Origin of the sequence: Paraburkholderia fungorum, from assembly GCF_900099835.1 — a bacterium.
Lineage (GTDB): Bacteria > Pseudomonadota > Gammaproteobacteria > Burkholderiales > Burkholderiaceae > Paraburkholderia > Paraburkholderia fungorum_A.
In genome coordinates this window covers 3,379,700-3,402,704 of record NZ_FNKP01000001.1, presented here as the reverse complement: position 1 = coordinate 3,402,704, position 23,005 = coordinate 3,379,700, and the positions used below count along the sequence as shown (strand labels likewise).

At 62.8% G+C, this 23,005-nt stretch carries 22 protein-coding genes; 15 read left to right on the top strand and 7 right to left on the bottom strand.

What is annotated here, in order from left to right; genetic code table 11:
- The first annotated feature begins 9 nt into the window (after positions 1-9).
- The 10 genes from BLS41_RS15085 to pyrF all read left to right on the top strand — a co-directional run bounded on the left by BLS41_RS15085 (position 10) and on the right by pyrF (position 10,553).
- Complete coding sequence (locus BLS41_RS15085; RefSeq protein ID WP_074766571.1) at positions 10-1,047, top strand: 2-dehydro-3-deoxygalactonokinase; 1,038 nt, start codon at positions 10-12, stop codon at positions 1,045-1,047.
- A gap of 36 nt (positions 1,048-1,083) precedes the next feature.
- Complete coding sequence (locus BLS41_RS15080) at positions 1,084-1,764, top strand: 2-dehydro-3-deoxy-6-phosphogalactonate aldolase (protein ID WP_074765808.1); 681 nt, start codon at positions 1,084-1,086, stop codon at positions 1,762-1,764.
- A complete protein-coding gene (locus BLS41_RS15075; RefSeq protein ID WP_074765806.1) occupies positions 1,761-2,537 on the top strand; it encodes an SDR family oxidoreductase in 777 nt (258 codons plus the stop codon). Before BLS41_RS15080 ends, BLS41_RS15075 begins: the two co-directional genes overlap by 4 nt.
- Before the next feature lie 168 nt (positions 2,538-2,705).
- A complete protein-coding gene (locus tag BLS41_RS15070; RefSeq protein WP_074765803.1) occupies positions 2,706-3,704 on the top strand; it encodes an arabinose ABC transporter substrate-binding protein in 999 nt (332 codons plus the stop codon).
- Positions 3,705-3,938: 234 nt separating this feature from the next.
- Entirely contained in the window at positions 3,939-5,483 is a 1,545-nt protein-coding gene (araG, locus tag BLS41_RS15065; protein WP_074765801.1) for an L-arabinose ABC transporter ATP-binding protein AraG, read from the top strand.
- Positions 5,484-5,537: 54 nt separating this feature from the next.
- Complete coding sequence (gene araH, locus BLS41_RS15060) at positions 5,538-6,554, top strand: L-arabinose ABC transporter permease AraH (protein WP_074765799.1); 1,017 nt, start codon at positions 5,538-5,540, stop codon at positions 6,552-6,554.
- A 47-nt stretch (positions 6,555-6,601) separates the two neighbouring features.
- Entirely contained in the window at positions 6,602-7,402 is an 801-nt protein-coding gene (locus BLS41_RS15055) for an SDR family NAD(P)-dependent oxidoreductase (protein ID WP_074765796.1), read from the top strand.
- Positions 7,399-8,313 carry an SMP-30/gluconolactonase/LRE family protein gene (locus BLS41_RS15050; RefSeq protein WP_436971985.1) on the top strand — a complete coding sequence of 305 codons (915 nt, stop codon included), beginning with the start codon at positions 7,399-7,401 and terminating at the stop codon, positions 8,311-8,313. The genes BLS41_RS15055 and BLS41_RS15050 overlap by 4 nt, the downstream gene beginning before the upstream one ends.
- A gap of 220 nt (positions 8,314-8,533) precedes the next feature.
- Positions 8,534-9,586, top strand: a complete 1,053-nt coding sequence (locus BLS41_RS15045; RefSeq protein WP_074765793.1) for an aldose 1-epimerase — start codon at positions 8,534-8,536, stop codon at positions 9,584-9,586.
- A gap of 151 nt (positions 9,587-9,737) precedes the next feature.
- Positions 9,738-10,553, top strand: coding sequence for an orotidine-5'-phosphate decarboxylase (gene pyrF, locus BLS41_RS15040; protein WP_074765791.1), 816 nt, complete (start codon positions 9,738-9,740; stop codon positions 10,551-10,553).
- A 119-nt stretch (positions 10,554-10,672) separates the two neighbouring features.
- Here the strand turns inward: pyrF and BLS41_RS15035 are convergent, their stop codons facing one another.
- The 4 genes from BLS41_RS15035 to thiL are packed head-to-tail and all read right to left on the bottom strand — an operon-like array spanning position 10,673 to position 13,321.
- On the bottom strand, positions 10,673-11,179 hold the full coding sequence (locus BLS41_RS15035; RefSeq protein ID WP_074765789.1) for a cupin domain-containing protein: 507 nt from the start codon (positions 11,177-11,179) through the stop codon (positions 10,673-10,675).
- Between the two features lie 33 nt (positions 11,180-11,212).
- Positions 11,213-11,713 carry a CinA family protein gene (locus tag BLS41_RS15030; protein ID WP_074765787.1) on the bottom strand — a complete coding sequence of 167 codons (501 nt, stop codon included), beginning with the start codon at positions 11,711-11,713 and terminating at the stop codon, positions 11,213-11,215.
- Positions 11,714-11,757: 44 nt separating this feature from the next.
- The gene (locus tag BLS41_RS15025; RefSeq protein ID WP_171910232.1) at positions 11,758-12,330 is read right to left on the bottom strand and encodes a phosphatidylglycerophosphatase A family protein; all 573 of its coding nucleotides are present in this window, start codon (positions 12,328-12,330) and stop codon (positions 11,758-11,760) included.
- The gene (thiL, locus tag BLS41_RS15020; protein WP_074765785.1) at positions 12,320-13,321 is read right to left on the bottom strand and encodes a thiamine-phosphate kinase; all 1,002 of its coding nucleotides are present in this window, start codon (positions 13,319-13,321) and stop codon (positions 12,320-12,322) included. Before thiL ends, BLS41_RS15025 begins: the two co-directional genes overlap by 11 nt.
- A 207-nt stretch (positions 13,322-13,528) precedes the next feature.
- On the opposite strand from thiL, the gene BLS41_RS15015 reads away from it, so the two are divergent.
- The 3 genes from BLS41_RS15015 to BLS41_RS15005 all read left to right on the top strand — a co-directional run bounded on the left by BLS41_RS15015 (position 13,529) and on the right by BLS41_RS15005 (position 17,275).
- A complete protein-coding gene (locus BLS41_RS15015; RefSeq protein WP_074765783.1) occupies positions 13,529-15,868 on the top strand; it encodes an NADP-dependent malic enzyme in 2,340 nt (779 codons plus the stop codon).
- A gap of 419 nt (positions 15,869-16,287) precedes the next feature.
- Positions 16,288-16,698, top strand: coding sequence for a ribonuclease (locus BLS41_RS15010; RefSeq protein ID WP_074765781.1), 411 nt, complete (start codon positions 16,288-16,290; stop codon positions 16,696-16,698).
- Between the two features lie 16 nt (positions 16,699-16,714).
- On the top strand, positions 16,715-17,275 hold the full coding sequence (locus BLS41_RS15005; RefSeq protein ID WP_074766562.1) for a barstar family protein: 561 nt from the start codon (positions 16,715-16,717) through the stop codon (positions 17,273-17,275).
- A 132-nt stretch (positions 17,276-17,407) separates the two neighbouring features.
- Here the strand turns inward: BLS41_RS15005 and BLS41_RS15000 are convergent, their stop codons facing one another.
- From BLS41_RS15000 to speE, 3 genes are all read right to left on the bottom strand, one after another.
- A complete protein-coding gene (locus BLS41_RS15000; RefSeq protein WP_074766560.1) occupies positions 17,408-18,148 on the bottom strand; it encodes a 16S rRNA (uracil(1498)-N(3))-methyltransferase in 741 nt (246 codons plus the stop codon).
- A gap of 19 nt (positions 18,149-18,167) precedes the next feature.
- The gene (locus tag BLS41_RS14995; RefSeq protein ID WP_074765779.1) at positions 18,168-18,581 is read right to left on the bottom strand and encodes a VOC family protein; all 414 of its coding nucleotides are present in this window, start codon (positions 18,579-18,581) and stop codon (positions 18,168-18,170) included.
- Between the two features lie 112 nt (positions 18,582-18,693).
- Complete coding sequence (gene speE, locus BLS41_RS14990; protein WP_074765777.1) at positions 18,694-19,566, bottom strand: polyamine aminopropyltransferase; 873 nt, start codon at positions 19,564-19,566, stop codon at positions 18,694-18,696.
- A 281-nt stretch (positions 19,567-19,847) separates the two neighbouring features.
- On the opposite strand from speE, the gene tkt reads away from it, so the two are divergent.
- Positions 19,848-21,869, top strand: coding sequence for a transketolase (tkt, locus tag BLS41_RS14985; RefSeq protein ID WP_074766557.1), 2,022 nt, complete (start codon positions 19,848-19,850; stop codon positions 21,867-21,869).
- A gap of 109 nt (positions 21,870-21,978) precedes the next feature.
- Positions 21,979-22,989 (top strand): type I glyceraldehyde-3-phosphate dehydrogenase, encoded by a 1,011-nt coding sequence (gene gap / locus BLS41_RS14980; RefSeq protein ID WP_074765775.1) that lies wholly within the window; start codon positions 21,979-21,981, stop codon positions 22,987-22,989.
- Positions 22,990-23,005 lie beyond the last annotated feature (16 nt).

Genomic DNA, 23,005 nt, shown 5'->3' with positions numbered 1-23,005 from the left:
TCTTCTCAAATGGTAACGACTTCTCTCGCCAACGACGCCGTCGCGCATTTCCCGGACGCCGCGCTGATCGCGCTCGATTGGGGCACGAGTTCGCTGCGCGCGTATCTGTTCGACGCAGCGGGCCAGGTGCTGGCCACGCGCTCGTCGCCGGCCGGCATCATGAATTTGCCGCGCAGCGCCGAGCAGGGCGGTTTCGATGCAGCGTTCGACGACGTCTGCGGCCAGTGGCTCAAAGACGCGCCGAACGTACCGGCCATCGCTGCGGGCATGGTCGGCAGCGCGCAAGGCTGGCTGGAAGCACCGTATGTCGATGCGCCCGCCAATGCCGACGCATTGGTCGCGGGTATTGTCCGCGTGAAGGCGGCGTGCGGCGCGACGCTGCATATCGTGCCGGGCGTGCTGCAACGCGGCGAGTTGCCCAATGTGATGCGTGGCGAAGAAACGCAGATTTTTGGCGCGCTCGGCGAGGCCGCGAATGAAGTGGACCCCGCCGACAGCAACGTCCGCGCACTGATCGGCCTGCCCGGCACCCACGCGAAATGGGCGGTGGTGCAGGCAGGGCGGATCGAACGATTTCATACCTTCATGACCGGCGAAGTGTTCGCGGCGTTACGCGAACACACGATTCTCGGCCGCACGATGGTCACGCCCGATCGTCCGGATGCCGAAGCGTTTTTGCACGGCGTGAACATCGCGCGGGAAAAAGGCCAGGCTGGCGTGCTGGCGACCATTTTCAGCGCCCGCTCGCTCGGTCTCACCGGACAGTTGCCGGGGCAGAAGCAGCCGGATTATCTGTCGGGCCTGCTGATCGGCCACGAACTGGCCGGTCTCGACGCCGTGCTGGCGCAACAACAGGATTCACTCGCCGGGCAAAGCCTGCGTCTGATCGGCAACGAAGCGCTGTGCGAGCGTTATCGCCTCGCGCTCGCGCAATTCGGCTGCACGCAGACTGAACTGGTCAAACAGGCGACCGAGCGCGGTCTGTGGCGCGTCGCCTCGCAGGCGGGGCTCGTCAATCCGGCCGCCCAACCGGCGCTCGCCCGCTAACCGGCCGCACCGCCGCTTATGAAACAAGGAACCGACATGCAACCTCACATCAATCTGCCCGCTCCGTATATGCCGCACGCGGGTCTGATCGCGGCGTTCGAAGCCTGTCCGCTGGTCGCGATCATGCGCGGCGTGACGCCCGCCGATGCCGCCGAACACGGCCAGGCTCTGTACGAAGCCGGGTTTCGCATCGTCGAAGTGCCGCTGAATTCGCCGCAACCGTTCGACAGCATCGCCGCGATCCGCAAGGTGCTGCCGGCGGATGCGATCGTCGGTGCGGGCACGGTGCTGCATCCGAGCTTCGTCAACGATGTGAAGTCGGCGGGCGGCGAGTTGATCGTGATGCCGCATAGCGATCCGGAAGTCGTCGCCGCCGCCAAGGCGCAAGGCATGGCCTGTGCGCCGGGCGTCGCCACGCCGACCGAAGCGTTCATCGCGTTGAAGAACGGCGCGGACGTGCTGAAGATGTTCCCCGCCGAACAGCTCGGCTGCCAGGTCGTGAAAGCATGGCGCGCGGTGATCGCTGCCGAGGTGCCGCTGGTGCCGGTCGGCGGTATCACGCCGGACAACATGGGGCCGTTCCTCAGCGCGGGCGCGAATGGCTTCGGCCTCGGCTCGGCGCTGTACAAGCCGGGTCAGAGCGCAGCCGTGACCGCGTCGCATGCGAAGGCGTACATCAACGGCTTGCGGATCGCCCGCGCGGGCGCGAAGAAATGAAGCGGCTCGCCGGCAAAACCACGCTGGTCACCGGTGCCGGGCGCGGCATCGGCGCGGCGATCGCGCTTGCGTTTGCGCGTGAAGGCGCGTCGGTCGTGCTGGCGGAACTCGATATCGACACCGCGCAGCAAACGGCCGAGTCGATCCGCGCGCAAACCGGCGCGCGGGTGCTCGCGGTGCATACCGACGTGACGCAGTCGGCGTCGGTTCAGCAGGCCGTGAGCGAGGCCGAAAAAAACCTCGGTCCGCTCGACGTGCTCGTGAACAACGCTGGCATCAACGTGTTCTGCGATCCGCTGACCATGACCGACGACGACTGGCGGCGCTGCTTCGCGGTCGATCTCGACGGCGTGTGGAACGGTTGCCGTGCGGCATTGCCGGGCATGGTCGAACGTGGCGCGGGCAGCATCGTGAACATCGCGTCGACACATTCGTTCAAGATCATTCCGGGCTGCTTTCCGTATCCGGTGGCGAAGCATGGCGTGATCGGTCTGACGCGCGCGCTCGGCATCGAATACGCGCCGCGCAACGTGCGCGTCAACGCAATCGCGCCAGGCTATATCGAAACCCAACTGACGCACGACTGGTGGAACGAGCAGCCCGATCCGGCCGCCGCGAAACTGGCCACACTCGCTCTGCCGCCGATGAAGCGTATCGGCCGCCCCGAAGAAGTGGCGATGACGGCGGTGTTCCTCGCATCGGACGAAGCGCCGTTCATCAACGCCAGTTGCATTACCGTGGACGGCGGCCGCTCCGCGCTGTACCACGACTGATTCATTCAGCAGATTCAAGCACCAGATTCACGCAGCACGTTTCACGCAACAAGAAAGTAGAAGGGCAAAAAAGTACACCGGACGACGCGCTGGCCGCGTGTGTCATACCCGGTACAAGAAGACGCGGCCGATACCTTCTCGTTATCAATTAGTCAGGAGACAAGCATCATGAAACGTAGAATTTTCCTCACGCTGATGGCAGCCGCAACGGGTGTGCTGTTCAACGCAACGGCCGCGCAAGCTGCTGATCCGGTGAAGATCGGCTTCCTCGTGAAGCAGCCGGAAGAACCGTGGTTCCAGGACGAATGGAAGTTCGCCGAAATCGCCGCCAAGGAGAAGGGTTTCACGCTGGTGAAGATCGGCGCGCCGTCGGGCGAGAAGGTAATGAGCGCAATCGACAACCTGTCGGCACAGAAGGCGCAAGGCTTCGTGATCTGCACGCCGGACGTCAAGCTCGGGCCGGGCATCGTTGCGAAAGCGAAAGCTGACGGCCTGAAGATGATGACGGTCGACGACCGCCTGGTCGACGGCGCGGGCAAGCCGATCGCTTCGGTGCCGCATATGGGCATCTCCGCGTACAACATCGGCAAGCAGGTCGGCGACGGCCTGGCGGCGGAAATCAAGAAGCGCGGCTGGGACATGAAGGACGTCGGCGCGATCGACGTGACCTACGAGCAACTGCCGACCGCGCATGACCGTACGTCGGGCGCGACCGACGCACTGGTCGCCGCCGGCTTCCCGAAGGCGAACATCATCATGGCGCCGCAAGCGAAGACCGACACGGAAAACGCGTTCAACGCAGCCAACATCGCGCTGACGAAGAACCCGCAGTACAAGCACTGGGTTGCTTACGCGCTGAACGACGAAGGCGTGCTCGGCGCGGTGCGCGCAGCGGAAGGCCGCGGCTTTAAGGCGGACAACATGATCGGTATCGGCATTGGCGGTTCGGACTCGGCACTCAACGAGTTCAAGAAGCCGACGCCGACGGGCTTCTACGGCACGGTCATCATCAGCCCGAAGCGTCACGGCGAAGAAACTTCGACGCTGATGTACGACTGGATCACGCAAGGCAAGGAACCGCCGATGCTCACGCTGACCACCGGCATGCTGGCGACGCGTGACAACGTGGCCGACGTTCGTCAGAAGATGGGTCTGGCTGCGAACTAAGCGGGTGGGTAACGCGGTTGTAATGCAGATGAAGTGAACTGCCGGCGCGTCATTTTCAGGGGACATCTCTGAAAGCGGCGCGTCGGTGGCAGGAATAAAAGAAGCAGTAGAGACAGGCCGGGTTGAGTGCGTCCACGAGGCGTTTCACAACGCGGTTCATATGAAGCAGCAATAACTGCATGGGATTGGAGTCAGTGCTTTCGCACCAGAAACTCCGGTCTACTAGGAGGCGAAGTGTCAGCGACGCTACGTTTTGACAATATCGGCAAAGTCTTTCCAGGCGTGCGTGCGCTCGACGGTGTGTCCTTCGACGTCAACGTCGGCCAGGTTCACGGTCTGATGGGCGAAAACGGCGCAGGGAAGTCGACCCTGCTGAAGATTCTCGGCGGTGAATATCAGCCCGATTCGGGCCGCGTGATGATCGACGGAAACGAGGTGCGCTTCACGAGCGCGGCGTCTTCGATCGCGGCGGGAATCGCGGTGATTCACCAGGAATTGCAGTACGTCCCCGATCTGACGGTCGCGGAAAACCTGCTGCTCGGCCAGTTGCCCAACTCGCTCGGCTGGGTCAACAAGCGCGAGGCAAAACGCTTCGTGCGCGAACGCCTCGAAGCGATGGGCGTCGGACTCGATCCGAACGCCAAGCTGCGCAAGCTCTCGATCGCACAACGGCAGATGGTCGAAATCTGCAAGGCGCTTTTGCGCAATGCACGCGTGATCGCGCTCGATGAACCGACCAGTTCGCTGTCGCACCGCGAGACCGAAGTGCTGTTCAAGCTGGTGCGCGACCTGCGCGCCGACAACCGCGCAATGATCTACATCTCGCACCGGATGGACGAGATCTACGAGTTGTGCGATGCCTGCACGATTTTCCGCGACGGCCGCAAGATCGCTTCGCACACGACGCTCGAAGGCGTGTCGCGCGACACCATCGTCAGCGAGATGGTGGGGCGGGAAATTTCGGACATCTATAGCTATTCGCCAAGGCCGCTCGGCGAAGTGCGTTTCGCGGCGAAAGCGATCGAAGGTCACGCGCTCGCGCAACCGGCCAGCTTCGAAGTGCGGCGCGGCGAGATCGTCGGCTTCTTCGGCCTGGTTGGCGCAGGCCGCAGCGAACTGATGCACCTCGTGTATGGCGCGGATCGCAAGAAGGGCGGCGAACTGCTGCTCGACGGCAAGCCGATCAAGGTGCGCAGCGCGGGCGAAGCGATCCGGCACGGCATCGTGTTGTGCCCGGAAGACCGCAAGGAAGAGGGCATCGTTGCGATGGCGACGGTGTCGGAGAACATCAACATCAGTTGCCGCCGTCATTATCTGCGCGGAGGGATGTTCCTCAATCGCAAGAAAGAAGCGGAAACCGCCGACCGTTTCATCAAGCTGCTGAAGATCAAGACGCCGAGCCGTCGCCAGAAAATCCGCTTCCTGTCGGGCGGGAATCAGCAGAAGGCGATTCTGTCGCGCTGGCTCGCGGAACCGGATCTGAAGGTCGTGATTCTCGACGAACCGACGCGCGGGATCGACGTCGGCGCGAAGCACGAAATCTACAACGTGATCTATCAGCTTGCCGAACGCGGCTGCGCAATCGTGATGATTTCGTCGGAGTTGCCGGAAGTGCTCGGCGTATCCGACCGGATCGTCGTGATGCGTCAGGGCCGGATTTCCGGCGAACTGTCGCGCAAGGATGCAAACGAACAAGCGGTGTTGAGCCTCGCGTTGCCGCAAAGCTCGACTGCACTGCCCGGTACCGGAACTGAAACCGCTGCCCAGCAGGCGGCCTGAACATTATTCGGACGCAAGTCCGGCAACCCGTGGGGAACGGGAGGAGTCTTCATCATGCAAGCTAGAGAAAACCTCGCGCAGCAAGCCGCCAAAGGCGCGGCGGAAGCGCTGATTCCAGCGTCGAACGACAAGACGAAATGGTGGCAGCAGATCACCGAGTACAGCCTGATCGTGATTTTCGTCGTGATGTTCGTGACGATGTCGCTGACCGTCGATCACTTCTTCTCGATCGAGAACATGCTCGGCCTCGCACTGTCGATCTCGCAGATCGGCATGGTCGCGTGCACGATGATGTTCTGCCTGGCGTCACGCGATTTCGATTTGTCGGTAGGGTCGACGGTCGCGTTTGCGGGCGTGCTGTGCGCGATGGTGCTGAACGCGACCGGCAACACCTTCATTGCGATCATTGCTGCTGTTGCAGCGGGTGCGGTGATCGGTTTCGTCAACGGCGCGGTGATCGCGTATCTGCGCATCAACGCGCTGATCACGACGCTCGCGACGATGGAAATCGTGCGCGGTTTCGGTTTCATCGTGTCGCACGGCCAGGCAGTCGGCGTGTCGTCGGATACGTTTATCGCGCTGGGCGGTTTGAGCTTCTTCGGCGTGTCGCTGCCGATCTGGGTCACGCTGCTGTGCTTCATCGTGTTCGGCGTGATGCTCAACCAGACCGTGTACGGCCGCAACACGCTGGCGATCGGCGGCAACCCGGAAGCATCGCGTCTGGCCGGTATCAACGTCGAACGCACGCGCGTCTACATCTTCCTGATTCAGGGGGCGGTGACCGCGCTGGCCGGTGTGATTCTGGCGTCGCGTATTACGTCGGGTCAGCCGAATGCCGCTGAAGGTTTCGAGTTGAACGTGATCTCGGCGTGTGTGCTCGGCGGCGTGTCGCTGCTCGGCGGACGCGCGACGATTTCCGGCGTCGTGATCGGCGTGCTGATCATGGGCACGGTCGAGAACGTGATGAACCTGCTGAACATCGACGCGTTCTATCAGTACCTCGTGCGTGGCGCGATCCTGCTCGCCGCCGTGCTGCTCGACCAGTTGAAGAACCGTGGCTCGCGGGACTGATCCCCGAACCTCGTCACTTATCTAACCGCTCTTAAAGGAATCGAACGATGTCGTCTCCGGCCAATGCAAACGCCCGTCTCGCGGATACCGCGTTCGCGCGCTATCCGAGTCTCGTCGACCGCACGGTGTTGATCACGGGCGGCGCGACCGGAATCGGCGCATCGTTCGTCGAGCATTTCGCGGCGCAAGGCGCACGCGTCGCGTTCTTCGACATCGACGCGAGCGCCGGTGAAGCGCTCGCCGACCAGCTCGGCGATTCGAAGCACAAGCCGCTGTTCCTGACGTGCGATCTGACCGATATCGACGCGCTGCAAAAAGCCATCGCCGACGTGAAGGCCGCGCTCGGCCCGATCCAGGTGCTGGTGAACAACGCCGCGAACGACAAGCGTCATCAGATCGGCGACGTGACGCGCGAGTTTTTCGACGCGGGTATCGCGGTCAACATCCGTCACCAGTTCTTCGCGGCACAAGCGGTGATGGAAGACATGAAGGCGGCCAACAGCGGCGTGATCATCAATCTCGGCTCGATTAGCTGGATGCTGAAGAACGGCGGTTACCCGGTCTACGTGATGTCGAAATCGGCGGTGCAAGGTTTGACGCGCGGTCTCGCCCGCGACCTCGGCCATTTCAATATCCGCGTGAATACGCTGGTGCCGGGCTGGGTGATCACGGAGAAGCAGAAGCGCCTGTGGCTCGACGACGAAGGGCGTCGTCAGATCAAGGAAGGGCAGTGTATCGACGCCGAACTCGAGCCGTCCGACCTCGCGCGCATGGCGCTGTTCCTCGCGGCCGACGACAGCCGCATGATCACCGCGCAGGACGTCGTGGTCGACGGAGGCTGGGCGTGAGTTCGGGCGTGCCTTCCAGCTCGACCTCGCAAAAGGCGACGCTGCTGCTCGATACGAAATGCACGCTTGGCGAATGCGCGACCTGGTGCGCGAGCACGGATCGCTTCTACTGGACGGATATCGAGGGCGCGCGTTTGTGGCGCTACGATCCGGTCGACGGCACCAACGCGTCGTGGCCGATGCCCGAGCGGCTCGCCTGCTTCGCGTTGTGCGCAGACCCGCGTTTTGTGCTGCTCGGTCTCGCGTCGCAACTGGCGTTTTTCAATCTGACGACCGGCGAAATCCGTCCTGTCGTCGATGTCGAACCGGGCCTGCATACGCGAGTCAACGACGGGCGTTGCGACCGTCAGGGCCGCTTCGTGTTCGGTACGAAAGACGACACGTCGCCGGCGCAACCGATTGGCGGTTTTTACCGGCTCAACTGCGATCTGTCGCTGGAACGCCTGCCGCTGCCGTCGCCCGCGATTGCGAACAGCATCGCGTTCAGCCCGGACGGCGCAACGATGTACTACTGCGATTCGCTGGCCTTCGAAATCCGCGCCTGCGACTATCATGCGGACGGCGTTATTTCCAACGACCGCCTGTTCTTCCGTCTGCCGGACCGCAGCGTCGAGCCCGACGGCTCGACCGTCGATAGCGACGGCGGCTTGTGGAACGCGCAGTGGGGCGGCCGTCGCGTGGTGCGTTATGGCCCCGATGGCGTCGAAACCGAACGCGTCGAGGTGCCGACCGCGCACACGAGTTGCGTCGCGCTGGGCGGCCCGCAACTCGACACGCTGTACGTCACGAGCGCGCGCGCCGATCTCGACGAAGCGGCGCTCGCGATCGATACTCACGCGGGTGGCGTGTTCGTGGCGACGCAAGCGCGCCACGGTTTGCCCGAGCCGGTGTTCCAGGGCGCGCCTGCATAGCGCAGAATGACGCAGCCGGCCACCCAGTCGATCGGGTGGCTGGCATCCGTAGTGATCCTGACCGAAATCCAGAAGTTGAAGTCGCAATTCCAGTGATTTTCAGTGGCAGCAAATCGGCAGCTTGTAGTTGGACCCTGAGGCGATCCGTACACAAAAAAATCGCCCTACCGCATCTGTCAGCAATGACACCAACGTCTCACGCCTCTCGATGGAGCCAGATATGACTGTTGCGAATCTTGTTTCCGCTTCTTCTCCTACCTCTCAGAGCCGGCGCTCGCGGCTGGCCGCGGCGGCCAATCCGGTGCTGGCCGGACCGAGCACGTCGGCGGTCGCGGTCGGCGAAACCAGTGCCGGCGACGTGGCATGCATCACGCTCGCCAATACGCATTTGCGCCTCGACGTTGCGCCGACTCTCGGCGGCGGCGTCACCCGGTTCGACTGGCGCAACGACGGTGCGCTGACGCCGATTTTCCGCCGCTGCCGTCACGTTTCCGCCGATACGCAACCGAACCAGCTCGCCTGCTATCCGCTGCTTCCGTATTCGAACCGGATCGGCGGCGGACAATTCAATGTCGGCGGACGGCGTGTCGAAGTACCGCGCAATCGTAACGACGAACCGCTGCCGATTCACGGGGACGGCTGGCTGTCGGCGTGGCAGGTGGCCGAGTCGGACCGCGAAAACGTGCGTCTGACGCTCGATCGCCGCGACGGCAAGCCGTACGCATTCCGCGCGAGTCAGACCTATACGCTGGACGGCCCGACGCTCGTGATTGCGCTGGAAATCGAGAATGCGGGGCGCGAGGCGCTGCCGTTCGGACTCGGCGTGCATCCATTCTTCGTGCGCGACGCGGATACCGAGTTATCGGCGGCGGCCGGCGGTCTCTGGCTTTCCGGCGACGACTGGCTGCCGGTGCGGCATGTGCCTGCGCCGCCCGCGTGGCAATTCGGCGTCGCGTATCCGCTGCCGGACACCATCGTCAACCACGCTTTCACTGGATGGAGCGGGCAGGCGGCGGTGGTGTGGCCGAAGCGGCGTCTGTCGCTGAATATTGCCGCCGATACCGATTACTACGTGCTGTACACGCCGCCCGGCGAAGATTTCTTCTGCTTCGAACCCGTGGATCACCCGATCAACGCGATGAATCTGGCAGGCGGCGCGAGCGAGAACGGCATGACGTTGCTTGCGCGCGGCGAGCGTCTGACGCGGACGTTCCGGTTCACGGTGGAGCGGACGGGCTTGCGCTCGATGCCGGGAGCGCGGCGGCGGTCGTGACGGAGAAAGAGGCGAATGGGCGGGGTGTAGTCGGCGGTTGCCGGTTTTAGCGGCCAGCGCCGACGCCCGTCGCCGCGCGCGACCCGACCCGCCGCGCAGGACGGGTAAAATACGCGCCTCTTCCGATTACCGGCTCGCCGCGAGACTCACCATGTCCAATTTCATCCAGACACTCAACGACGCCTGGCAGCGCACGAACTCGCTGCTGTGCGTCGGCCTCGATCCCGAGCCCAGCAAATTCCCGGGCGCGCTTGCGAACCGGCCCGACGCGATTTTCGACTTCTGCCGCGCGATCGTCGATGCCACCGCGCCGTATGCGTCGTCGTTCAAACCGCAAATCGCGTATTTCGCCGCACATCGCGCGGAAGACCAGCTCGAGCAACTGATCGCGCACATTCACACGAATCATCCGGGCCTGCCGGTGATTCTGGATGCGAAGCGCGGCGATATCGGCAGCACCGCCGAGCAATACGCGCGCGAGGCGTTCGAGCGCTATCAGGCGGATTCGGTGACGGTGAATCCGTACATGGGTTTCGATTCGATCCAGCCGTATCTGGAACATGAAGGCAAGGGCGTGATCGTGCTGTGCCGTACGTCGAACGCGGGCGGTTCCGATCTGCAATTCCTGGAGACGGGCGGGCGTCCGCTGTATCAGGTCGTCGCACAACTCGCGGCGGACAAGTGGAATGCGAGTGGCCAACTGGCGCTGGTGGTCGGCGCTACGTTCCCGAAGGAGATCGAGGTGGTGCGTGGGATCGTCGGCGATATGCCGCTGCTGATTCCGGGCATTGGCGCGCAAGGCGGCGACGTGCAGGCGACGGTCAACGCCGGCCGTACCGCGAATGGCACGGGCATGCTGATCAACTCGTCGCGCGCGATCATTTACGCGGGCAAGGGTGATGACTTCGCGGAAGCCGCAGCGAAGGCGGCGATGGAAACGCGTGACCGGATCAATGCGTTCCGGTGAGTAGAAGGGCTGCTGGTTTGAGGACCTGCAGCCCGTTGGATGGGTAAGGGACGCAGCGGCAGAGACGGAGTTTCTTCTGAGTTCTGAGTTCTGAACGACCGGAGCCGAATCCGGCCCGGTCAGCCCATCGACCTCATCCGCCCGATCAAATCCGAATGCTGCGGATACTGCCGCTTCAGCACGTCGACATCAGCCAGTTCGAACTCGCTGAATTCGAACCCCGGCGCCACTGTGCAGCCCACTAGCGCGAACGTCGCCGGATCGGCGCACTCCGCCGCAAACCACAAACTGGCGGGCACGACCGCCTGAAATACGGCTTCGGGATGCGTCAACGCATTGCCGAGCCTGTGCGTGACCAGTGCGCCGTTTGCGTCGAGCACGTGAACCAGCAACGGCTCGCCAGCATAAAAATGCCAGACTTCGTCGGACTTGATCCGATGCCACGCCGAATGCGCGCCGTCGCAAAGCAGGTAGTAAATCGCCGTCGATGCCGAACGCGCCGAGCCGTCGTCGCGGCTTATCAGCGCCTTTGACCGGTAAGTCTCGCTAAAAAAACCACCCTCGGGATGCGGCTTCAGATCGAAGCGCCGGATCAACTCGTCTTTGGCTGAATGCGAATCGGGCATCGTTTTCCGCCATGCAAAAGGAGAAGGGGACGCTTAATGCTCGCGCTCGTCGAGCAGCGCCAGCACGCCGCGCAACGCATGAGCGGCGGCCTGCACGCGAATCTGTTCGCGATCGCCCTTAAAAACCTTCGTCTCCACCGACGTATGCAGCCGGTTGCTCCAACCGAACGACACCATCCCGACCGGCTTGGTTTCCGTGCCGCCGCCCGGCCCGGCGACGCCGGTAATCGACAGGGACACCTGCGCGCGGCTATTGCGCAGCGCGCCTTCGGCCATCGCACGCGCCACGGGTTCGCTGACCGCGCCGTGCTTGTCGATCAGGTCGGGTGGGACGCCGATCATTTCGCTTTTTGCCTGATTCGAATACGTGACGAAACCGCGCTCGAACCAGCCGCTGCTGCCGGAGATGTCGGTGATCGCGGTCGCCACCATGCCGCCCGTGCAGGACTCGGCGGTGACGAGCATCAGGCGCTCATCGCGCAGACGGTTGCTGACGCGAATCGCGAGCTGGTGAACCACGGAATCGGTAGGCATGGTGTGTCCGGGAGACAGAAGATGAGACTACGCGCGGCTGGCGCTCAAACCGACATGCGCCACAACGCGATCACGAGCAATGTGAAAAACGCGGCGACCAGGTCGTCGAACATGATGCCAAAACCACCTTTCAGGCGGCGGTCGAAATAACCGATGGGCGGCGGTTTCACCATGTCGAAGAAACGGAACACGATGAACGCCCAAAGCTGGCCGGTCAGCGTGACGGGCGTGACCATCAGCAGCACTAGCCAGAACGCGATGATTTCGTCCCACACGACTTGCGACGGATCGGCGACATTGAGCTTTTTCGCCGTGAAGCTGCAAATCCCGATTCCGGCGATAAATCCCACCACGATCAGCACCGCCCACTCGACCACGGTGAGATATCGGCTCAACACGGCAAACGACGCCCACGCGAACAGCGTTCCCATCGTGCCCGGCGCAACCGGCGACAGGCCGCTGCCAAAACCCAGCGACAGAATATGCAGCGGATGCGACAGCATGAAACGCGCAGTCGCGCGGCGCGGACGGGGCCGGGGCGCGTCCGGCCCGGGCGCCTGGGGCGACGGGCCGCCGATGAGTTCGTCGGCGGGGCCGAGCGGGGGATCAGTCTGCATGGAAGTGATCGAAGCCTTGCAACGTCAGGTTGAGCGGCGTCCCGGCGGCGTTGCGCCAGTGGATCGCCGGGCGGTCTTCTGCCGCCTGGAGAGCGCTTATTGTACCGATGCGGGTGACCGCCACGGCCGCCTTCCGACCCGCCGCTTCGACCGACGCGCGCGCTTCGGCCGGCGCCGTGAAGCAGAGTTCGTAGTCGTCGCCGCCGGCGAGCGTGCAACGCTGCTGAATTTCCGGCGACAGACGGCGCAGTGCGTCGGAGCGCGGAATGGCATCGATGTCGACCGTGGCCTCGACCGACGAGCGTTCGAGAATGTGCCGCAGATCGCCGGCCAGTCCGTCGGACAGGTCGAGCGCCGCGTGCGCGACGCCGCGCAGCGCGAGCCCGAGCGGCACCCGCGGCTCCGGGCGTTCGAGGGCGCGGCGAAATGTCGCAGCGTCGCCCGGATCAGCAGACCACTCGCCGCGTTGCACGCCAAGCCCGGCGCGCGCGTCGCCGAGTGTGCCGGAGATCCAGATGTCGTCGCCCGGTCTGGCTGCGTCGCGGCGCAACGCCGATTGCGGCGGCACGCTGCCGAACACCGTCACGCACAGATTCAACGGACCGCCGGTCGTGTCGCCGCCGATCAGCTCGCAACCGTAACGTTCGGCGAGCGCGAAGAGTCCTTCGCTGAATGCGGCTAGCCAGGCTTCGTCCGCTTTCGGCAAAGAAAACGCCAATGTGAAGGCCTGCGGTTGCGCGCCCATTGCCGCAAGGTCCGACAGATTCACAGCGAGCGTTTTGTGACCGAGCGCTTCGGGATCGACATCGGGGAAGAAGTGACGGCCTTCTACCAGCATGTCCGTCGATATCGCCAGCATCTCGCCTGCTCGCGGCGCGAGCAAAGCGCAGTCGTCGCCGATGCCGAGCGTCCCTTCGGTAGCGTCAGATGGACGAACCGCTGCGGCCCGGCGAGCAAAAAATCGATCGATCAGCGAGAACTCGGAGAGCATGGCGGCCAGCAGAAAAGGAAGGAACGCCGCGAAAAGCGGCTAACGGCGTGCATTGTACGAAGTTGCTGCTGCATTGGGATTCAATCCGCATGCAACTTCTTGCGGGACTTTCGACAGGGCGACACGAATCGGCGTGGACGTTCACTCCTTTTAAGTCGCGGCAGTTGCACCCGTATTGAAGGAATCGCGTAGGCAATTGGGGCTACAATGCCGTCGAACATCTATTCTAATCTGCACTTCGAAGCCCGCCTTATGTCGAATCCCGTCAATAGCAAACTCCGCGAAGCCGCCCTCGATTACCACGAGTTCCCCACCCCGGGGAAGATCGCGATCGCCCCGACCAAGCAGATGATCAACCAGCGCGACCTCGCGTTGGCGTATTCGCCGGGCGTCGCATTCGCGTGCGAGGAAATCGTCGAAAACCCGCTGAATGCCGCGCGATTCACGGCGCGCAGCAACCTGGTCGGCGTCGTCACGAACGGCACTGCGGTGCTGGGCCTGGGCAACATCGGGCCGCTCGCGTCGAAGCCGGTCATGGAAGGCAAGGCTGTTCTGTTCAAGAAGTTTGCCGGCATCGACGTGTTCGATATCGAGCTGAACGAATCCGATCCGCACAAGCTGGTCGACGTGATCGCCGCGCTTGAACCGACTTTCGGCGGGATCAACCTCGAAGACATCAAGGCGCCGGACTGCTTCATCGTCGAGCGCGAATGCCGCAAGCGCATGAAGATCCCGGTTTTCCACGATGACCAGCACGGCACGGCAATCGTCGTCGCGGCGGCGATCACCAACGGTTTGAAGGTGGTCGGCAAGGACATCAAGAGCGTCAAGCTGGTGTCGTCGGGCGCGGGCGCGGCTGCGCTGGCCTGTCTGGACCTGCTGGTCGATATCGGCCTGCCGCTCGAAAACATCACCGTGACCGACCTGGCCGGCGTGGTCTACAAGGGCCGCGTCGAACTGATGGACCCGGACAAGGAGCGCTTCGCGCGCGAAACCGACGCTCGCACGCTCGCTGAAGCGATCGGCGGCGCGGACATTTTCCTGGGCCTGTCGGCTGGCGGCGTGCTGAAGCAGGACATGGTCAAGCAGATGGCGGAGAAGCCGCTGATTCTCGCGCTGGCCAACCCGACGCCGGAAATCCTGCCGGAACTGGCGCTCGAAGTGCGTCCGGACGCCGTGCTGTGCACGGGCCGTACCGACTATCCGAACCAGGTGAACAACGTGCTGGTGTTCCCGTTCCTGTTCCGCGGCGCGCTCGATGCAGGCGCGACGACGGTCACGCGGGAAATGGAAATTGCAGCGGTCAACGCAATCGCTGAACTGGCTCGTCAGGAGCAGAGCGATATCGTCGCGACGGCTTATGGCATTCAGGACCTGTCGTTCGGTCCCGAATACCTGATTCCGAAGCCGTTCGACCCGCGTTTGATCGTCAAGGTCGCACCGGCTGTGGCGAAGGCCGCGATGGAATGCGGCGTCGCCGAGCGTCCGATCGAGGACATGGAAGCGTACGAGCAGCATCTGCAGCAGTTCGTGTATCACAGCGGCACGACGATGAAGCCGATTTTCCAGTTGGCGCGTGGCGTCGAGCCGGAGAAGAAGCGCATCGTGTTCGCGGAAGGCGAAGAAGAGCGCGTGCTGCGCGCCATGCAGATTATCGTCGACGAAAAGCTGGCGAAGCCGATTCTGATCGGCCGTCCGGCAGTGATCGAGCAGCGCATTGCGCGCTTCGGTCTGCGTCTGGTCGCGGGTCAGGACTACACGATCGTCAATACCGATCATGACGAGCGTTATCGCGATTTCTGGCAGGAATACTACAAGATGATGTCCCGCAAGGGCATCACGCCGCAAATGGCGAAGCTCGAAATGCGCCGCCGCACCACGCTGATCGGCGCGATGCTGGTGGAGAAGGGCGAAGCGGACGGCATGATCTGCGGTACGGTCAGCACGACGCATCGTCACCTGCACTTCATCGACCAGGTAATCGGCAAGAAGGAAGGCGCCAAGGTCTACGCGGCAATGAACGGCCTCGTGCTGCCGAATCGCCAGATTTTCCTGGTCGACACGCACGTGAACGTCGATCCGACGCCGGAGCAACTGGCTGAAATCACGATCATGGCGGCGGAAGAAGTTCGCCGCTTCGGTATCGAGCCGAAGGTCGCACTGTTGTCGCACTCGAACTTCGGTTCAAGCAACGCGCCGACCGCGCAGAAGATGCGCGATACGCTGGCAATCCTGCGCGAGCGTGCGCCGGAACTGCATGTTGACGGCGAAATGCACGGCGACGTCGCACTCGACGCGAATCTGCGCCGCGAAGTGCTGCCCGACTCGACGCTCGAAGGCGAAGCGAACCTGCTGGTGCTGCCGAACATCGACGCCGCCAACATTTCGTACAACCTGCTGAAGACGGCAGCCGGCAACAACATCGCGATTGGCCCGATGCTGCTGGGCGCGGCCAAGCCGGTGCACGTGCTGACGGCGTCGGCGACGGTTCGCCGGATCGTCAACATGACGGCCCTGCTGGTTGCAGACGTGATCGCTGCTCGCTGATCTTCGCGATCCGGGCAGGCATGGCGCTGTTTTTTGAGGCGCCATGCGAAAAAAAAGGCGTGCCCGCAATGGGCACGCCCGAGGGTAAGCAGGGGATAGCCACCCTAAAACCAGCTACTCACACATCAAATTTCAAAGACTGCAACTGGCCACGGCGCGCTAGCCGGGGAATAGCAGTGCACGCAGCCAACGTGCTGATTAGCCTGTCATGCACTACCAATTTGCGCAGTCGGGCTCAGTTTAGCTCGATCAAGCTAAACATTCTGTCAAAACTCGTCAAACACCCACCTGTAGCCTTTCCCGCGCGATTGGATGGCCTTAGGCTGCCCGGCTAACGTTGATTCCGGGGGCTATTAGCGATACCCTTACGACTTTCATGGTCGTCAAACTCGTGATCTAACAGCGGGGAACCTTGATACATGGCACGCAAGTGGCTGCGCATTAAAGGCGTGCTGTTCGGTGCTTTTACGCTGTACGCGTTATCCGGCTCCGTGCCTGGCGCGTTTGCCCGCGACTACACGGCGCCTGTCGATACGAACGCACAGGGCACGGTCGCGCTGGCTCAGTTACCGCGCGAAGCGGTCAATACATTGAACTTGATTGCTGCTGGCGGGCCTTACCCGTATGAGAAGGACGGCATCGTATTCGGCAATCGCGAACGGTTGCTGCCGGCCCATCGGCGCGGCTATTACCACGAATACACCGTTCCCACGCCTCGTGCGCACAATCGCGGGGCGCGTCGCATCGTCTGCGGAGGTCCGCTAAAGCGAACCGACAATTGTTACTACTCGGACGACCACTACACCAGTTTTAATCGTATTGTTGAATGACATCGGGATGAACGGCATGAGCGACAACGTCTACGCGCACGATACCGGAGTCGCGACGGATCTTTTCGCGGCCGGCGACGGCAATTTGTTCCAACGCGTCATGAAGATGCGCGCCGGCGAGCAGGGTCGCGATAACCAGAGCGAAGCTGGCACGGTGGTTTCATCGAACGAGGAGCCCATGAGCCTTTTCAAGACCGTACGACCGAACATCGTACAGTCGATCCGCGCGTTCCGCGTGCAGGATCTCGCTGACGAAGCCAGCCAGCTCGGCCAGCATTTTTTGTATGCGTACTGCGCGAACGCGGCGTCCAAACAGGAAGTGCTCGAAACCATTGCTACGTCGTTCCTGTTTCCCAAGCATTTCGGCAAAAATTACGACGCGCTTTATGACAGCCTGACCGATCTCGTTCATAAAGCCGGTACGCAGCCGGGCTTTGTGATCGTGCTCGACCAGTTGCCGGTGGCGCAGAAATTCGACAAGGAAGGGCGTGAGACGCTGCTCGACGTGTTCCGCGAGGCCGCCGAATTCTGGGCCGAGCGCAAAGTGGCGTTCCGGGTGTTTTACTCGTTTGCGTGAAATTCCGCACAGATAGCTGCACGTTGCATGATGGAATAAGAAAAAAGGCCCGCCAATTGGCGGGCCTTTTGCTTTTGGGCTTCGGGTTTTTTCATTCCGCGTGACGGTGCGTAGCGCGAAGTTGGAGGCGACTTACCATCCGCCCCAACGCGCAGCCAACCCCGACAGAACCGCAATGCCCGCCGTTTCGGTGCGCAACACACGCGGTCCAAGGCCCACGGCGATAAATCCGTGATCGGTTGCTGCCGCTTCTTCCGCAGCGGAAAAACCGCCTTCCGGGCCGACCAGCACGGTCACGCGACCGCGCGGCGGCGTCGCCGGCAATGCTGCGAAGCTGATGCTGGCGCGCGGCGACAGCAGAATCCGCAACTCACCTTCCGCAAGCTCGCGGGGCAGCGCGCCGAGCCACGTCGCGATCTCGCGCACGGGCATGACTTCGGGCAACCGGTTGCGTCCGCATTGTTCGCACGACGCGCGCACAATGCCCTGCCAATGCGCATGCCGCCGCTGCGCACGCTCGCCCGATAAGCGCACGACGCTGCGCGTCGTAGTCAGCGGAACGAAGCAGGATGCGCCCAGTTCGACTGCTTTTTCGATCAGCCAGTCCATTTTGTCGCCGCCGGCAATGCCCTGCGCGAGCGTTAGCTGATAAGGCGTCTCGACCTCGATCGCGCGAAATTCGCGGATTCGGACCGAAACCGACCGACGTTCGACTTCGACGAGTTCGGCGCTGTATTCGCCGCCCTCGCCATTAAAAAGCACGATCGAATCGCCGGACTGCAAGCGCAGCACGAGGACGTGCCGGACGACGTCATCGGGAAGCTGCATGACGTCGTCGGGATTGAGCGGGGTGCTGACGAAAAAGCGGGGCATCAGAAAAATACTCATTGGCTCAGGAAAGGTGGCGAGCGAGCGCCCAGCGGTAGCCGTCCAGATCTTCGACCTGGGCGAACCGGTCGCCCCAGAACTGATCCTGTGGCTCGCTCAGCGATTTTGCGCCGGCCGCCAGCGCCCGCGTATAAACCGCGTCGACATCGTCGACATAGACATAGAACGATTGCGGGGCGATCGCGCCCGCGCTTTTGGGTGTTTTCGCGGCCGAGCCGAACGCGCCTTCCGGCGCGAACATCACGATCAACTGCCCTTGATAGGTCATCTCGACGTGCATGACGACGCCGTCGTCCTGGACACTGTCGCGCACTTCGAAGCCGAACGCCGCCGAAAAGAACGCAGTCGTGGCGCGCGCGTCACGTACCGTCAGATAGGGGGTCAACCAGGGCACACCGGCTGGGCGGAGGGCGGTCATGGGGTTCTCCGATCTAGAAGGTTGGCGGAACACATGCTGCAAGGCTGGATGGGCGGTCGCGTATCGATGCTCCGATGGCGTCGCCTGACCAATCGCGCATTGTGCCCACACGTCAGATTGATGGCTTTAAGAATTGACTTAGTTTATCGCGCACGGCTCGCGATGCCGAGAACAGTCCTGCGTGGATTGCGGGATCGTAGTGCTTTAGCGAATCGATCCGGCGATTGGCCAGGCGTTCGGCGATTGTTTCGGCGGGCAGGGCTGCGGGGTCGAGCGTGTTGCTCGCGGTTGCCATCATCCAGAGCGAGCCGTAGAGGGGGACGAAGGTGTTCATCGTGCGGACGCTGCTGAATTCGGCGCTGAGGTTGTCGAGCAGGCCGGCAATGCGCTCTACATGCTGATACGGCGAGCCGAGATGGACCGACAGCGCGGCAAGTGGGCTCATCGCGCGCTTGAGTTGCTGGTAGAAGGGGCGTGTGTAAAGGCCGGCGGCGGGCGAGTCGGGCGGCGTCAGATCGAAGATCACAAGGTCGAATTGCGCCGACGCGGCCGCTGCCACGTAATGCGCCGCGTCGCCGATCACCAGTTCGACACGCGGGTCGTCGAAAGCGCCGCCGTGCACTTCCGGCAAATGCTCGCGCGTCAGGCGGACGACTTCCGCATCGAGTTCCGCCACCACGATCCGCTCGATCGACGGATGCCGCAGCAGTTGCCGCGCGGCGCCGCCATCGCCGCCGCCCAGCACCAGCGCGGCGCGTGGTGAAGGATGCGCGAGCGCGGCCGGGTGCACCATGCATTCGTGATAGATGAACTCGTCGCCGGTGGAGGTCATCGGACGGCCGTCGAGCGTGAAAAGCCGGCCAAGCTGCGGTGTATCCCACACCTCGATCCGCTGATACGGCGAGTCGACTCGTTCGATCAGCCGCGCGTGCGGAAATCCGTAGACGGCGTCGGGACTCGGGTGGAACAGCAGCGGAGCGCTCACGGGTGGCGGGCTCTGTCACGAGCGCGGTGGTTCAGGGTTGTACGCAATTGTAAAGGGCCGTGTGGCGGCGGGCCGCACCTCGTGTATCGGACCACACGACGACGCGGCTTTCCGGGCCGGTCGCCGGTCACGTTCTGCTAGAATGTCTCGCTTTCAGCCTTGTCCGTTTGCTCTGCCCGTTTCGCGTCTCCTGGCGCCGCATCGTGCGCCGAAGCGAACTGGCATTCGAGCTTCCGGTCCTCAAGCGCGCACCGCTTTCTGACTCTGTCTCCGGACTCGACATGACGACCTCGTCTCCCGCAACCCCCTCCCTGATGGCCAACGCAATCCGTGCGCTGTCCATGGATGCCGTTCAAAAAGCGAATTCCGGCCACCCCGGCATGCCAATGGGCATGGCCGAAATCGGCGTGGCTTTGTGGTCGCGCCATCTGCGTCACAACCCGACGAACCCGCAATGGGCCGACCGTGACCGCTTCGTGCTGTCGAACGGCCACGGCTCGATGCTGCTGTACTCGCTGCTGCATCTCACCGGCTACGACCTGCCGATGGAAGAGCTGAAGAACTTCCGTCAAATGCATTCGAAGACGCCGGGGCACCCGGAATACGGCATCACGCCGGGCGTCGAAACGACCACGGGCCCGTTGGGTCAAGGTCTGGCGAATGCGGTCGGCATGGCGCTCGCCGAGTCGCTGCTCGCGACCGAATTCAACAAGGCTGACGCGAAGATCGTCGATCACCACACGTACGTATTTGTCGGCGACGGCTGCCTGATGGAAGGCATCTCGCACGAAGCGTGCTCGCTGGCCGGCGTGCTTAAGCTGAACAAGCTGATCGCCTTCTACGACGACAACGGCATCTCGATCGACGGCGAAGTGGTTCACTGGTTCCACGACGACACGCCGAAGCGCTTCGAGGCGTACGGTTGGAACGTGATCCCGAACGTGGTCGGCCACGATGTCGACGCCGTCGACGCCGCGATCAAGCAGGCCAAGCTGTCGGACAAGCCGACGCTGATCTGCTGCAAGACCGTGATCGGCGAAGGCGCGCCGACCAAGTCCGGCAGCCACGATTCGCACGGCTCGCCGCTCGGCGACAAGGAAATCGCGGCAACGCGTGAAGCGATCGGCTGGAAGTGGGAGCCGTTCGTGATTCCGCAGGAAGTCTACGCAGCGTGGGACGCGAAGGACGCGGGCGCGAAGATCGAATCCGAGTGGGACAAGGCATTCGCGGCTTACGCGGCCAAGTACCCGCAGGAAGCGGCCGAATTCAAGCGCCGCGACGCGAAGCAATTGCCGGCTGACTGGAAGGAAAAGGCAGCCGCGATCATCGCCGGTGCGAACGAGCGCGCTGAAACCATCGCGACGCGTAAGGCATCGCAGCAGGCTATTGAAGGTCTGTCGACGGTTCTGCCCGAACTGCTCGGCGGCTCGGCCGACCTGACCGGCTCGAACCTGACCAACTGGAAGGCAGCGGTTCCGGTGCGTGTGAACGCAGAAGGCAAGGCGGCCGGCAACTACGTGAACTACGGCGTGCGCGAATTCGGCATGAGCGCCGCGATCAACGGCGTCGCGCTGCATGGTGGCTTCAAGGCGTTCGGCGGCACGTTCCTGACGTTCTCCGACTACAGCCGCAATGCACTGCGCGTCGCCGCGCTGATGAAAGCACCGTCGATCTTCGTGTTCACGCACGACTCGATCGGCCTCGGCGAAGACGGCCCGACCCACCAGTCGATCGAACACGTTGCCAGCCTGCGTCTGATCCCGAATCTGCAAGTCTGGCGTCCGGCCGACACCGTCGAAACCGCGGTGTCCTGGACCCACGCGGTCGAACATCACGGCCCGTCGGTCCTGATCTTCAGCCGTCAGAACCTGAAGTTCTCGGAGCGCACCGACGCGCAGATCGCGAACATCGAGAAGGGTGGTTACGTGCTGCGCGACTGGAACGATGAAATCGTCGCACGCAAGATCATCCTGATCGCGACGGGTTCGGAAGTCGAACTGGCGCTGAACGCGGTCGAGCCGCTGGCGCGCGAAGGTATCGCGGCACGTGTCGTGTCGATGCCGTCGACCACCGTGTTCGACAAGCAGGACGCCGAATACCGCGAACGCGTATTGCCGCACGGCGTGCGCCGCGTCGCGATCGAAGCGGGCGTGACGGATTTCTGGCGCAAGTACGTGGGTCTGGAAGGCGGCGTGGTCGGGATCGACACGTTCGGCGAATCGGCCCCGGCTGGCGTGCTGTTCAAGCATTTCGGCTTCACCGTCGAAAACGTTGTAGAGACGGCTAAAGCCGCACTCGGCTGATTTCGCGCCGGCGTTGCCGTCCGCGTTCACGCCTCGGCTTGAACGCGCGGCAACGCAGCCAGTCAGACGAAACCTGGACGAATTTTTTTCAGCCATCAGGAGATAGACCATGACGATTCGCGTCGCAATCAACGGCTACGGCCGTATCGGCCGCAACACGCTGCGCGCCTTCTATGAAAACGGCAAGAAGCACGATATCGAAATCGTCGCCATCAACGATCTGGGCGATGCCAAGACCAACGCTCACCTGACCCAATACGACACGGCGCACGGCAAGTTCCCGGGCGAAGTGTCGGTGGACGGTGACTACCTGGTCGTGAACGGCGACAAGATCCGCGTGCTGGCTAACCGCAACCCGGCTGAATTGCCGTGGGGCGAGCTGAACGTCGACATCGTGCTGGAATGCACGGGCTTTTTCACGACCAAGGAAAAGGCGAGCGCGCACATCAAGGGCGGCGCAAAGAAGGTCATCATCTCGGCGCCGGGCGGTAAGGACGTCGACGCAACGATCGTCTACGGCGTGAACCACAACGTGCTGAAGGCATCGGACACGGTCATTTCGAATGCATCGTGCACGACGAACTGCCTGGCACCGCTGGTCAAGCCGCTGAACGACAAGATCGGCCTGGTGAACGGTCTGATGACCACGATCCACGCATACACGAACGACCAGGTTCTGACGGACGTGTATCACGAAGACCTGCGCCGCGCCCGCTCGGCGACGCACAGCCAGATCCCGGCCAAGACCGGCGCAGCGTCGGCAGTTGGCCTGGTGTTGCCGGAACTGAACGGCAAGCTCGACGGCTACGCAATCCGCGTCCCGACGATCAACGTGTCGGTCGTCGATCTGTCGTTCATCGCTGCACGCGACACGACGGTCGAAGAAGTCAACGCGATCATGAAGGAAGCCTCGGAAGGTTCGCTGAAGGGCATCCTCGGCTATAACACGGCACCGCTGGTGTCGATCGACTTCAACCACAACCCGGCTTCGTCGACGTTCGACTCGACGCTGACCAAGGTGTCGGGCCGTCTGGTGAAGGTGTCGAGCTGGTACGACAACGAGTGGGGCTTCTCGAACCGCATGCTGGACACGGCTGTGGCGCTGGCTAACGCGAAGTAAGTTATCGCGCGCTGCA

What these genes read in the sequence shown, in the direction of transcription:
- BLS41_RS15085 (WP_074766571.1), top strand. Translation starts at nt 10, where the DNA reads ATGGTAACGACTTCTCTCGCCAACGACGCCGTCGCGCATTTCCCGGAC.
- BLS41_RS15080 (WP_074765808.1), top strand. Translation starts at nt 1,084, where the DNA reads ATGCAACCTCACATCAATCTGCCCGCTCCGTATATGCCGCACGCGGGT.
- BLS41_RS15075 (WP_074765806.1), top strand. Translation starts at nt 1,761, where the DNA reads ATGAAGCGGCTCGCCGGCAAAACCACGCTGGTCACCGGTGCCGGGCGC.
- BLS41_RS15070 (WP_074765803.1), top strand. Translation starts at nt 2,706, where the DNA reads ATGAAACGTAGAATTTTCCTCACGCTGATGGCAGCCGCAACGGGTGTG.
- araH (WP_074765799.1), top strand. Translation starts at nt 5,538, where the DNA reads ATGCAAGCTAGAGAAAACCTCGCGCAGCAAGCCGCCAAAGGCGCGGCG.
- BLS41_RS15055 (WP_074765796.1), top strand. Translation starts at nt 6,602, where the DNA reads ATGTCGTCTCCGGCCAATGCAAACGCCCGTCTCGCGGATACCGCGTTC.
- BLS41_RS15045 (WP_074765793.1), top strand. Translation starts at nt 8,534, where the DNA reads ATGACTGTTGCGAATCTTGTTTCCGCTTCTTCTCCTACCTCTCAGAGC.
- pyrF (WP_074765791.1), top strand. Translation starts at nt 9,738, where the DNA reads ATGTCCAATTTCATCCAGACACTCAACGACGCCTGGCAGCGCACGAAC.
- BLS41_RS15035 (WP_074765789.1), bottom strand. Translation starts at nt 11,179, where the DNA reads ATGCCCGATTCGCATTCAGCCAAAGACGAGTTGATCCGGCGCTTCGAT.
- BLS41_RS15030 (WP_074765787.1), bottom strand. Translation starts at nt 11,713, where the DNA reads ATGCCTACCGATTCCGTGGTTCACCAGCTCGCGATTCGCGTCAGCAAC.
- BLS41_RS15025 (WP_171910232.1), bottom strand. Translation starts at nt 12,330, where the DNA reads ATGCAGACTGATCCCCCGCTCGGCCCCGCCGACGAACTCATCGGCGGC.
- thiL (WP_074765785.1), bottom strand. Translation starts at nt 13,321, where the DNA reads ATGCTCTCCGAGTTCTCGCTGATCGATCGATTTTTTGCTCGCCGGGCC.
- BLS41_RS15015 (WP_074765783.1), top strand. Translation starts at nt 13,529, where the DNA reads ATGCCGTCGAACATCTATTCTAATCTGCACTTCGAAGCCCGCCTTATG.
- BLS41_RS15010 (WP_074765781.1), top strand. Translation starts at nt 16,288, where the DNA reads ATGGCACGCAAGTGGCTGCGCATTAAAGGCGTGCTGTTCGGTGCTTTT.
- BLS41_RS15005 (WP_074766562.1), top strand. Translation starts at nt 16,715, where the DNA reads ATGAGCGACAACGTCTACGCGCACGATACCGGAGTCGCGACGGATCTT.
- BLS41_RS15000 (WP_074766560.1), bottom strand. Translation starts at nt 18,148, where the DNA reads ATGCCCCGCTTTTTCGTCAGCACCCCGCTCAATCCCGACGACGTCATG.
- BLS41_RS14995 (WP_074765779.1), bottom strand. Translation starts at nt 18,581, where the DNA reads ATGACCGCCCTCCGCCCAGCCGGTGTGCCCTGGTTGACCCCCTATCTG.
- tkt (WP_074766557.1), top strand. Translation starts at nt 19,848, where the DNA reads ATGACGACCTCGTCTCCCGCAACCCCCTCCCTGATGGCCAACGCAATC.
- gap (WP_074765775.1), top strand. Translation starts at nt 21,979, where the DNA reads ATGACGATTCGCGTCGCAATCAACGGCTACGGCCGTATCGGCCGCAAC.